Origin of the sequence: Burkholderia reimsis (genome assembly GCF_003294055.1) — a bacterium.
Taxonomy (GTDB): Bacteria; Pseudomonadota; Gammaproteobacteria; order Burkholderiales; family Burkholderiaceae; genus Burkholderia; species Burkholderia cepacia.
In genome coordinates, this window is the sequence record NZ_QMFZ01000025.1 from 12608 (window position 1) to 24123 (window position 11516).

11 protein-coding genes are annotated in these 11516 nt (G+C 66.9%); 3 read left to right on the forward strand and 8 right to left on the reverse strand.

The annotated features are described in order from the left end of the window. Positions 1–18 precede the first annotated feature (18 nt). The 4 genes from DPV79_RS25825 to DPV79_RS43445 all read right to left on the reverse strand — a co-directional run bounded on the left by DPV79_RS25825 (position 19) and on the right by DPV79_RS43445 (position 2208). Positions 19–252: a DUF7661 family protein gene (locus tag DPV79_RS25825; protein WP_021162054.1), complete on the reverse strand. Its 234-nt coding sequence runs from the start codon at positions 250–252 to the stop codon at positions 19–21. Positions 253–293: 41 nt separating this feature from the next. After that, positions 294–1376 (reverse strand): serine hydrolase, encoded by a 1083-nt coding sequence (locus DPV79_RS25830; protein WP_113046798.1) that lies wholly within the window; start codon positions 1374–1376, stop codon positions 294–296. A gap of 233 nt (positions 1377–1609) precedes the next feature. Continuing rightward, on the reverse strand, positions 1610–1879 hold the full coding sequence (locus DPV79_RS43440) for a hypothetical protein (protein WP_133295722.1): 270 nt from the start codon (positions 1877–1879) through the stop codon (positions 1610–1612). A 50-nt stretch (positions 1880–1929) separates the two neighbouring features. Next, on the reverse strand, positions 1930–2208 hold the full coding sequence (locus DPV79_RS43445) for a hypothetical protein (protein ID WP_059488082.1): 279 nt from the start codon (positions 2206–2208) through the stop codon (positions 1930–1932). Positions 2209–2259: 51 nt separating this feature from the next. Here DPV79_RS43445 and DPV79_RS25840 point away from each other — a divergent pair, with 51 nt between their 5' ends. Continuing rightward, complete coding sequence (locus DPV79_RS25840; RefSeq protein ID WP_021162050.1) at positions 2260–3135, forward strand: LysR family transcriptional regulator; 876 nt, start codon at positions 2260–2262, stop codon at positions 3133–3135. Between the two features lie 74 nt (positions 3136–3209). Next, a complete protein-coding gene (locus tag DPV79_RS25845) occupies positions 3210–3494 on the forward strand; it encodes a transcriptional regulator (protein ID WP_113046845.1) in 285 nt (94 codons plus the stop codon). A gap of 70 nt (positions 3495–3564) precedes the next feature. Here the strand turns inward: DPV79_RS25845 and DPV79_RS25850 are convergent, their stop codons facing one another. The 3 genes from DPV79_RS25850 to DPV79_RS25870 form a co-directional block, all read right to left on the reverse strand. Continuing rightward, the gene (locus DPV79_RS25850; RefSeq protein WP_060277567.1) at positions 3565–4308 is read right to left on the reverse strand and encodes a transporter; all 744 of its coding nucleotides are present in this window, start codon (positions 4306–4308) and stop codon (positions 3565–3567) included. A 76-nt stretch (positions 4309–4384) separates the two neighbouring features. Next, entirely contained in the window at positions 4385–7150 is a 2766-nt protein-coding gene (gene mgtA / locus DPV79_RS25855; RefSeq protein ID WP_081052774.1) for a magnesium-translocating P-type ATPase, read from the reverse strand. 715 nt (positions 7151–7865) lie between these two features. Beyond that, positions 7866–9521 carry a S8 family peptidase gene (locus tag DPV79_RS25870; protein ID WP_048028247.1) on the reverse strand — a complete coding sequence of 552 codons (1656 nt, stop codon included), beginning with the start codon at positions 9519–9521 and terminating at the stop codon, positions 7866–7868. Positions 9522–9942: 421 nt separating this feature from the next. Between DPV79_RS25870 and DPV79_RS25875 the strand changes: the two genes are divergently transcribed. After that, positions 9943–10839 carry a glutamate/aspartate ABC transporter substrate-binding protein gene (locus tag DPV79_RS25875; protein ID WP_113046799.1) on the forward strand — a complete coding sequence of 299 codons (897 nt, stop codon included), beginning with the start codon at positions 9943–9945 and terminating at the stop codon, positions 10837–10839. Positions 10840–10939: 100 nt separating this feature from the next. On the opposite strand, the gene DPV79_RS25880 is transcribed toward DPV79_RS25875, so the two are convergent. Then, the gene (locus tag DPV79_RS25880; RefSeq protein WP_113046800.1) at positions 10940–11485 is read right to left on the reverse strand and encodes a hypothetical protein; all 546 of its coding nucleotides are present in this window, start codon (positions 11483–11485) and stop codon (positions 10940–10942) included. Positions 11486–11516: the final 31 nt, after the last annotated feature.

Genomic DNA, 11516 nt, shown 5'->3' on the forward strand with positions numbered 1-11516 from the left:
GTACGGCCGGGTGTGCGGTTACGCGCCGCGGAGCGGGACCGGTACGACCTCGTTGTATCTCGGGGTCGCGTTTTCGTGCAGCAGGTCGCCGAGGTATTGCGCGAGTTCGTCGGCGGCGAGCGCGGACGGAATGTGCAGGTTGGCCGCGCGTCGCTTGCCTTCGGTGCCGAGATCGAACACGGCCCAGCGGCCGTCCTTGCGCACGACGGCGAGTAGACGGCCGAAGGCGTTGAAGCGGTATTCGTCCTGCATGGCTGCGCTCCCGTAGGTGAATGCGCCGGCCGCCCGCGCGCTCACCGGATCGAGCAGGACAGCCAGCGATGGATCTTGATGGCATCGCTCGAGACGCCCGCACGCGTCGGTGCGCCGAGCAGCACGACCGTTTCGCGGCGGCCCTTCACACGCATGCGCATCACGACGCCGTGCCCGGACTCGTTGATGAAGCCGGTTTTCTGCAGCCGGATCGGCAGGCGGCGGTAGCGGACGAGCGGGTCGGAATTCACGTACACCAGCTCGCCGTCGCCCGGGCGCACGGTGGTCGACGTATCCGTCGAGAAATAGCGGATCAGCGGGTCCTGCGCCGCCGCGCCGACGAGCTTCGCGAGATCCTCGGCCGTCGACACGTTGTGCGGCGACAGGCCGGTCGGCTCGCGGAAGTGCGTATGGCGCATGCCGAGCCGGCGCGCTTCGCGATTCATCGCGTTGACGAACGCGGCGCGCCCGCCCGGATAGTCGCGGCTCAGCGCAGCGGCCGCGCGGTTTTCCGACGACATCAGCGCGATATGGAACATTTCGCGGCGCGACAGTTCCGAGCCCACCTGCAGGCGCGACCCGGTGAACTTGATCGTGTCGCGGTCGCGCGCGGTGACGCGCAGCACGCCGTTCAGCGGACGGTCGGCGTCGCGCGCGACGACGGCCGTCATCAGCTTCGATATCGACGCGATCGGCCGCACCGTGCGTGCGTTGCGCGCCAGCAGCGGCGTGCCGGAGTCGACGTCGAGCACGTAGGCCGCACGTGAATGCAAGGTATTGAGCGCGCGCGGGGAGTAGCCGCAGCTTGCCATCAGGCGCGGTTTCGCGGCGGCCGGGCGCGGGCGGACGGCGTTCGTGCGCTTCGCGCGGCGATGCGGGGCCGGGGCGGCGTGACGCTTGATCGTCTGATGCTTCGCACTCGGGCGACGATGCTTGACCGCCTTGTGCTTGCGGTGGGGTTTCTTCTTGACGGCTTTCTTGTGCGGATGCGCGTGGGCCTGCGCGGTGCGATGCGGCTGCACGCGCTGCGCGGACACGTTCGCGGCGAACGCGAGCAGCAGGAACGAGAGGGCGAGGATCAGCGTGGTCCGGGCGCGAGGCACGCGCGCGATGAGGCCGGTCAAGCGAAAGTCTCCTTTCCACGCGCGAGGTGGCGGCGCGGAATGCATGGGCGGTCAGCGGGTGCGGGAAATTATAAGGTCGTTCGCGAGAGGATGACGATAGCGGCCGGCCGTCGGCGCGCTGTTTTGCCGGCGGCCGCCGCGGTGTGCCGCGTTTTGCGTCGATATGTCGCGCCGGCGTGACAAACGATGGTACGGCCGGCAAGATGGCGAGCTCATCGTCAGGAGAACCCATGTCACGCCAACCGCATGCGTTGCCCGTGCTGCCGCTTGCATCGATCGACAGCCTGTCCGCGACAGGTGAACTCGTTGCCTTCAACGTCGGCGCGGACGATGCGTTGTACGCGGCATTTGCACTGGAACCGCTCGATGACCGGACACGCTCCGACGGCGCTTCGTTCGCGATCACGACACCCTCGGATGCGCAGCGCCATCGCTTGATTGCGTGGCGGGACGGCGACACGCTGCTCGATCTCGTCGTCGACAACGAACCGTTCGATATTCACGAGATCCAGCCGGTGGGAGACGATCTGCTGGTGGTTTGCTGTCGATCCTCTTATCGCGGCCAGTTCCGCCGCGACACGACCGCGAAACTGATCGCGATCGCCCCCGTTACCACGCGCGGCGGCGGGTCGTCGAGCGCATCGCCGAAGCGAAAACGGCGGCTGCGTCCGTCGCTGCGTTCGGCACGACGTTTCGGCGCACGCGTATCGGCCGCGGCGGTGCGTTCGTTCGCGACGGCCGTATCGCACGGCTGGTCGGCCACGCAGTCGGCGGCATGATCGAGGGGCATGACAGTCGGTTCCGGGAAGGGCATGCCCGTATTGAACGTCATTGCATTCAATCGGTAAAATGAATGTTTCAATCGTTACGATTCCTTTTAAGAATGGAATTGAAACTGCTGCGTACGTTCCTGACCGTCACCGAGCTGTGCCATTTCAGCCGCGCGGCCGATGCGCTGCACATGAGCCAGCCGGCACTGAGCAAGCAGATCGGTGCGCTGGAGGCGAGCCTCGGCGGCAAGCTGTTCGAGCGCGGGCGGCACGGCGCGGAGCTGACGCCGTTCGGCGAGCGTTTCCTGCCCGACGCGCAGGCGCTCGTGCGCGATGCCGACGAGATCCTCGCGCGCGCACGGGAGGCGACCAGCGGGCAGCGCGGGCATCTGCGGCTCGGCATTTGCCTGTCGGTGCTGACGATCGTGCCGAAGCGGGTCGCGGAGTTTCGTCGCCGCAATCCGGGCATTGCGGTCACGTTGAGCGACCTGTCGTCGTCCGAGCAGACACGCCGGCTGCGCGCGGGCAAGCTCGATGCCGGGTTTCTGCGCCTGCCGTCCGACGAAGGTTTGTCGTCGTTCAAGGTGATCGACGAGGGGCTCGCGCTGGCGGTGCCGCCGCATCTCGGCTTCAAGCGCGTGCCGGCCGATCTCGACGTGCTCAACGAGATCGGCTTCATCGCGCTGCAGCGTGCGCGGGGCCCGGGGCTCGCCGCGCAGATCGATCGATGGTGCGTCGAGCGCCGCTTCGTGCCGCACGTGACGCAGCAGGCCGAGGACGTGCAGTCGGTGCTGACGTCGGTCGCGGCCGGTGTCGGCGTCGCGTTCATTCCGTCGCGCGCACAGTACCTGCTGCGCGATGCGACAGTGCTGCCGCTCGATGGCCGGGACGCAAAGTGGCGCGTCGGGCTCGCGTGGCGGTCGGATCGCGACGATCCCGTGACCACGCGCTTCGTGTCGTTCATGCGTGCCGCGATCAAGGACGCCTGACGGGCGAAGCGATATAGTCTCCGCAATCGGCGCTGAATGCGCGAATGAATACCTGTCTGCTACGGACCGAACCGATGACCTCAGAATCCGACGAATCCCCGCTCGATCCCGCACTCGTCGCGACGCTCGCAACGCTGAACGACGCCGCGAGCGATCCGGCCGGCAAGACCTGGTCGCTGCCGAAGATCGCGAAACGCACGCAACTGCCGATGAGCACGCTGCGCCGCGTGCTGACGCAGCTCGACGCCGCGGGCCTGAGTGCGACGACGCTGAACGAAGACGGCACCGGCAGCGCCGCGCTGACCGACGAAGGGCGCGCCGTGTGCGCGCAATTGTTCGGCGCGAACGACACGCAATGAAAAACGGGCCGCTGGAAGCGGCCCGTCGTCTGGCGGTTCGGTATGCGGTTCGATGCCGCATACCTGCCTGTCACCAGCGCGCCGTCACGCCGCCCATCACCGAATGACGATAGGTCTGGTCGTTCAGCCCGCGCCGGTAGCCGATGTCGAGATCGAGCCACGGCTTCGGCGAATAGATCGCGCCCGCGATCGCGAATGCGGGATTCGCGCCGGCGCCGCGCTCCGTGTTGCGCGACGTGCCGATGTCGGCCACGATCTGCAGCTTGTCGGTCGCCTTGTAGATCGCCGCGCCCGACACGGCCCAGATCGACGTCAGGTCGCCCTGGCGATTCGGCTGGTAAGTGAGGCCCGCATTCGCAAGCAGCGAGAAGCGAGCGATGTCGGCCTGCGCGAGCAGCGTCGCGCCGGTGCCGACGCGGCCGGTGCCGAGCCCGCGGCCGTCGTTGCCGGTCGGCATCGTCACCTTCGGTTTCAGCGCGAGCGACAGCGGCCCGCGTTCGACGAAGCGCCATTTCATGCCGATCTCGACATCGCCGATTCCCGCGCCGTTCTCGTCGGTCCGTGTTTGCAGATGCGTATAAGGCGCGTTGACGTAGAGGTCGACGTGTTCGCCGAACCCGCGCGTGAGCGTCGCGTTCCATAGCTGGTGGCGGCCGTTGTCGTCCTGTTTCGAGGTTTCCTCGGCGTTGAACTCGAACTGCCAGTTCGCATTGCCCTGCGTGCCCGTATCGTCGCTGACGAGCGGGTGAGCCGGATAGGCGTCGAACGGTGCGAGGAGTGCGCTCGCGGCGGCGAGCGGAAGGATTCTTTTCATCACATTACCGATAGAGCGTCGTGAAAGGCCGGCCCGCGCGCGTTGCGCGGGCCGGTACATCGTCATCCGAACGGAATCAGAACCACTGCTTGTAGCGGCGCACGTAGATCGTCTTGACGATCTGCGCGAGCAGGATATAGCCGACCATCGTCGCGGCGAGCCACAGCCAGAAGGTGCCCGGCAGGTGCATGAAGCCGAGCGACTCCGCGAACGGCGAGAACGGCAGCCAGCAGCCGATCGCGATCGCGGTGAACGTCGACAGCAGCACCGGCAGCGCGGCCGTGCTCTGCAGGAACGGAATCTTCTGCGTGCGCAGCAGGTGCACGACGAGCGTCTGCGACACGAGGCTCTCGATGAACCAGCCGGAGTTCATCACGATCTGGCCGCCCGAACCGCCGTTCAGGTGATACATCGCACCCGCGCCGAATACCGTCCACATCAGGATGTACGTCGTGATGTCGAACACCGACGACGTCGGCCCGACCCACAGCATGAAGCGGCTGATGTTGCCGGCTTCCCACTTGCGCGGCTTCTTCAGGAACTCGGGGTCCATCTTGTCCCACGGCAGCAGCATCTGCGACGTGTCGTAGATCAGGTTCAGCACGAGCAGCTGCGTCGCGAGCATCGGCTCCCACGGCAGGAACGCGCTGGCGACGAGCACCGAGAACACGTTGCCGAAGTTCGAGCTCGCGGTCATGTTCAGATACTTCAGGATGTTGCCGAACGTCTCGCGGCCCTTGATCACGCCTTCCTCGAGCACCATCAGGCTCTTTTCGAGCAGGATGATGTCGGCGGTTTCCTTCGCGATGTCGGCGCCGCTGTCGACCGAGATGCCGACGTCGGCGTCGCGCAGCGCGGGGGCGTCGTTGATGCCGTCGCCGAGGAAGCCGACCGTGTGGCCGTTCGCCTGCAGCGCCTTGACGATGCGAGCCTTCTGCAGCGGCGTCAGTTTCGCGAACACCGTCGTGCGTTCGACGACCTGCGCGAGCGTCGCGTCGTCGAGCGCTTCGATCTCCGTGCCGAGAATCGGCTTGCCGGGTTCGAGGCCGACCTGGCGGCATACCTTCATCGTGACGATCGGGTTGTCGCCCGTCAGCACCTTCACCGCGACACCGTTTTCGCGCAGCGCGGCGAGTGCGGGCGCAGCCGATTCCTTCGGCGGGTCGAGGAAGGTCAGGAAGCCGCGCACGACGAGGTCGTGTTCGTCGGCGGTGCGGTACTGCTCGCGCTCGTCGCCGCGCGGGATCGTGCGCGTCGCGAGCACGAGCACGCGGAAGCCGTCCTCGTTGTATGCGCTGGCCTGTTCGAGCAGCCGCTTGCGCGCGACGAAGTCGAGCGGACGCACGCCGTCCTCATCCTGCACGTGGGTGGAGACGGCCAGCATCTCCTCGACCGCGCCCTTGCAGATCAGCAGGTGCGTGCCGCGCGTATCCTCGACGACGACCGACAGGCGACGCCGGACGAAGTCGAACGGCAGTTCGTCGATCTTCTTGTAGCCCTGCGGCTTCACGCGCTCGCCGATCTCGTCGGCACGTGCGACGACCGCGATGTCGATCAGGTTCTTCTGGCCGCTCTGGTGGAAGCTGTTCAGCCAGCCGAGCCGCAGGATGTCCTCGTTCTTGTGGCCCGACAGGTCGAGGTGATGCTCGAGGATGATCTTGTCCTGCGTGAGCGTGCCGGTCTTGTCGGTGCACAGCACGTCCATCGCGCCGAAGTTCTGCACCGAGTTCAGGCGTTTCACGACGACCTTGCGGCGCGCCATCGCGACCGCGCCGCGCGCGAGGTTCGCGCTGACGATCATCGGCAGCATCTCGGGCGTGAGGCCCACGGCCACCGCGAGCGCGAACGTGAGCGCGCTCAGCCAGTCGCCCTTGGTCAGCCCATTGATCATGAACACGATCGGCACCATCACGAACATGAACTTGATCAGCAGCCAGCTCACGCTTGCGACGCCGCGGTCGAAGCTCGTCTCGATGCGCTTGTGGCTCACGACGTTGCGCGCGAGCGAGCCGAAGTACGTATCTTCGCCGGTCGCGACGACGACGGCCGTCGCCGTGCCGCTGACGACGTTGGTGCCCATGAAGCAGACGTTCTCGAGATCGAGCAGCGATGCCGATGCATCGTTCGCCGCACCGTCCGCGGGCGAGCTCGCGGATTTGCCGGCCACCGCGCCGAGCGTGTCGTATTTCTCGACGGGCAGCGCTTCGCCGGTCAGCACGGCCTGGCTGATGAACAGGTCGCGCGATGCGAGCAGGCGCACGTCCGCCGGGATCATGTCGCCGGCCGACAGGTGCACGATGTCGCCGGTCACGACTTCGCGCATCGGCACTTCGCGGCGCGCCGGCTCGGACGTGTCGGTCACGGAACGCTGCACGGTGGCCGTCGTGCGGACCATCGCCTTCAGCTTCTCGGCCGCGCGCAGCGAGCGGAATTCCTGCACGAAGCGCAGCAGCGCGCTGATCGTGACCATCGTCAGCAGGATCGTCATGCCGACGTAGTCGCGATCGTCGGGTGCGGCGAACCAGACGTCGGTGAAGAAGCTGATGGCGGCCAGCACCAGCAGCACGTAGACGAACGGGTTGTGGAAGGAAAGCAGCAGCTGGCGCGTCCAGTGCGGCGGCTTGTCGTGCGCGATTTCGTTCGGGCCGTAGTGCTGCAGGCGATCGGCGGCCTGGTCGTAGGTGAGGCCGCGCGTGCTGGTATGCAGCGCCTTCAGCGTGTCTTCGAGCGGACGGGCCGCTTCCTGCGCGACGCGCATGATGCGCGGTTCGTTCTGCTGGCCGGCGCCGGTCTTGATGAAGCCGCGCTGTTTCTTCTGCGAGGTGTTGTGTCGTGTCGTCATGAGTCGCTCCTTGCGCACGAGGCGGCGGGCGGGGAGCGACCGTGACGTTATCGACGCACGAGCGCTCCCCGCCGCGTCGCGTCAGGCGCGATCGGCTGTGGATCGGTGATGGATGGAACGCTCGCCGGCGCGTGCGGTGCAGCCGGAGGGGCGATGCGCAGCGTCGCACCGGCGAGCGGTAATCGACTACTGTCGTCTGAGTTCATCTGCACTCCTGTCGGTTGCGGATAGGCGGCACGGGCGATCGGCAGCCGCGCACGCAAGAGGGCGCGCGGCCGGACGGCACGCGAACGGAGGGCGCACGCGGCTGGCGCCGCGCGCAACGCGAACGCACACGCGCGACGGCGCGTCGCGTGCATTCGACAACATCGAAAATTCGGCGGGAGATCCGGCCCGTGGTCAGGCTGGAAAGACGCCGCATCCTGCTTCCCGGGATGCGGCAGAAGACGAGGCTCTGCGCGTTTTCCTCAGGCAGCAGTCAAGTTGGTCAAGCACCAACTACAACTCGCATCGGTGTTCACAGAACACTCCATGTAATTTGACGGGAGCGATGGTAATGGCTCGCTGTGCGAAGCGTCAACCCTTTTGTCAGGTGTTATTTCGAGATGCGTAATCGGGGTGACGTGTGCGCGGCGCGGCCCCGGATTGCCGCGAATGAAACGGCCGCGCGCATGCGTGATCGGCATGCGCGCGGCCGCGTGGAAGCAGGGGCGGGTTACTGGCCCGCTGCCGCGATGGCGGCCCCTGCGTCGACGATGCCCGAGCCAGCCGGCATCGCGGTGCACGACGTGCCGGCCGCGAGCTTGGTCGTGCGCGCGCCGCCTTGCAGCTTCTGCTGGATCTGCGCGGGCGTGAGGTTGCCGTTCACCGACAGCATCAGCGCGGCGACGCCCGACACCTGCGGCGTCGCGAGGCTGGTGCCGTTCGCGAGGCCGTAGGTGTCCGAGCCCGGCGTCGTGGTGCCGGTGTTCGACGTCGACAGGATGTTGACGCCCGGCGCGCTCAGCGAGACATCGGCGCCGAAGTTGCTGAACGACGCCCGGCGGCCCGTCGCGTCGGTGGCGCCGACGCTGATCACGCCGCGGCAGTTCGCGGGCTGGTCGAGCCCGGTCGACAGGCCGTCGTTGCCGGCCGCGACGACGACGGTCACGCCCTTCGCGGTCACGTCGTCGATCGCCTGCTGGAACGTCGTGCTGCATGCGCCGACGCCGCCGAGGCTCAGGTTGATGACCTTCGCGGGGCGCGGGTTCGTCGGCACGCCGTTCACCGGGATGCCGGCTGCCCAGCGCATCCCGTCGGCGATGTCGCTCGTCACGCCGCCGCACTTGCCGAGCACGCGCACCGGCAGGATCTGGCCGAGCCACGACACGCCGGCGATGCCGGTGCCGTTGTTGGCGGTCGCGCCGATCACGCCCATCACGCGCGTGCCGTGCCAGCTGCTGTCGCTCGGCTGGCTCGCGCAGTGATAGTACGGGCCGTTTGCGTTGTCGAGTTCCTGTTGCGTGACCCAGTCGCCCGGATCGGTCGCGTCAGGGTTGCGGGTCAGGCCGTTGTTGCTGGTGTTGACGTTGCTGATGAAGCTGTAACCGGACAGCAGGTTGCCCATGAGGTCGGCATGCGGCCGGTAGCCGGTGTCGAGCACGGCCGTGACGACGGTCGGCGAACCCTTGGTCACGTTCCAGGCGGGCGGCAGGTCGATGCCGGCGGTCGGGTCGGACAGGTACCACTGCTGGTTGTAGAGCGGATCGCTCGGCGTGTCGCGGATCTGCATCGGGTGATCCGGTTCCGCGTAGTCGACGTCCGAATCGGCCGCGAATGCCTGCGCGAGCGCGGCTGCGTCGGTGGCGGCCATGCGCTGGCCGAGCGACAGCACGGCCGCGCCGTTCGAGATCGTCCGTTCGACCTGCACGTTCACCGGGGCTTGCCCGACCGTGCTCGCATAGGCACGTGCACTGCCGGCGACCGGTGCCGTCCAGCGCGTCATCGAGCGCTGGATGACCGCGTCGAGCCGCGTCCCGTTGTCGATGGCCGCCATCGCACGCGTGGCCGTCAGCGTCTTCAGCTTGACGATCAGGTGATCGATCGGCGCTTCTGCCGGTGCGGCCTGCGCCGCCATCTGCACGGCGGCCTGCTGCGTCGCGCATGCATTGCTGCCGGCCGAGGCGGGCGGGGTCGTCGGTGTGCCGGGAGCGGGCGTCGGGGCGGGGGCAGGTGCCGGTGCCGCGTTGGAAGAAGACGGGTTGCTGCCGTCGCCGCCGCCTCCGCCGCCGCAACCGGCGAGGGGCAGGAGGGCGGCGGCAGACAGCATGCCGGCGAGCATGCGCGCATGTGCGGAGCGCGCCAGCGCAAGATTGAAACGCTTGGTTCTCATGTTGAAACTCGATCCTCGTAGATAACCGTCGTGCCGGCGGTGGCGCTGGTCCGGCTGACCCGGACCTTGTCGTTTTTGTCTGGCGGCCGCGGCAAGCTTGCTGCGACGCGCCATGCACTGGGTAACGGCTGGCGCGGCGGCTTCTTGAGTGCGTTTCACGAGAAAAACCGGGGCTGGCGCAAACGATTACGTTGCCGCGTCGCAGCATGAACACGTGTTTGGAACGTGTGGCACAGAAGGCGGGGCGAGCCCGCGTGCGGCCGGTCGGGCGAAATGTGCGGCATGGGCCGGTTTGCGCGGCACGGCAAACGTCTTTCAATGCGCGGCCACGGTGGAAGGTTGCTTACGCTTTCCCTGATGCGACGCGAATTTTGTCGGGCGTAGGATCGCGATTCGATCAACGTTTCGTCAGGAGAAAAGCATGGATCGCCGCTTAGGCTGGCTGGCCGTCGCGCTGTCCTGTGCGCTCGCGGGTACCGCGCACGCGCAGGCCCTCACCGGCACGCTGAAGAAGATCAAGGACACGGGCGTCGTGTCGCTCGGCATTCGCGAATCGTCGGTGCCGTTCTCGTATTCGGACAACCAGCAGAAGAACATCGGCTATTCACGCGACATTGCATCGCGCATCGTCGACCAGCTGAAGGCGGAATTGAACCTGCCGAATCTCTCGGTGAAGGAGATCCCGATCACGTCGCAGAACCGGATTCCGCTGCTGCAGAACGGGACGATCGATTTCGAATGCGGATCGACGACGAACACGCTCGAACGGCAGAAGCAGGCTGCGTTCTCGAACAGCATCTTTCTTTATGGGATTCGCTTCAGCACGCGCAAGGATTCAGGCGTGAAGGATTTCGCGGACCTGGCCGGCAAGACGGTCGCGACGACGGCCGGCACGTCGGACGAGCGCCTGCTGCGCAAGCTCAACGAAGAGAAGGCGATGAACATGACGATCATCAGCGCCAAGGATCACGCCGAGGCGTTCATGAACGTCACGACCGGGCGCGCGGTGGCGTTCGTGATGGACGAGCCGTTGCTGTACGGCGAGATCGCGAAGGACCGCAACCCGGGCGCGTACACGGTGACGGGCACGCCGCTGGTTCACGAGAATTACGCGTGCATGATGCGCAGGGACGATCCGGCGTTCAAGCGCGTGGTCGACGGCGTGATCGCGAAGATGCAGACGTCGGGCGCGGCCGAGAAGCTCTACGACCAATGGTTCATGCAGCCGATCCCGCCGAAAGGCGTGAGCCTCAACTATCCGCTGTCGGCGGAGATGAAGCAGCTGTTCAGGAATCCGACGGATCAGGCGCAGTATTGATCGCCGCGTCATGGTGGTATCGCACCACAAATGAAAAACCGCCGGCACATGCCGGCGGTTTCGCTTTGCAGCCCGGTCGCTCGTGCGCCGGAAGTGCGCGTCAGGCCTTGATTTCAGGCCCGCGCGCGGCCGGCCGTGCCGGCGCCGCCGGGGCAGGTGCGATCGAACGCGCCGAAGGTTGCGCCGGCACGATCACGACGACCGGTTCCGGCATCGCCCACGCCGGTATCGCGAACCCGACGGGCTGCGGCATCGGCATCGGCATCGCGAACGCGTTGGCGAGCGCGATGTGCTGTAGCGCCATCATCTGTTGCTGCATCGCGACCATCTGCGCCTGCGCCGCCTGCATCCGGTACTGCGCGGCCTGTATTTGCCGCACCGCCGCCGCGAGCGGCATGCCGCCCGACGACGACGTCTGCATCTCGAAGCTCGCGCCGCCTTGCGGGCTATGCCAGCTCCACGTGCTGACCTTCATCGGGCCGACCGCGGTCTGGACGACGCGCGTTTCGGCTTTCACGGGCACGGCCTGCCCGTCGACATTGACGAACATCGGTTGGGCGGCGGCCGCCGCGCCGTCCTGCCCGGCCAGGGCGAACAGAGGCACCAGCGCCAGCGCGCCCGCCGCCATATACGAACGGAATCGCATCTTCGTATCTCCATCAAACGAGACTGATCGA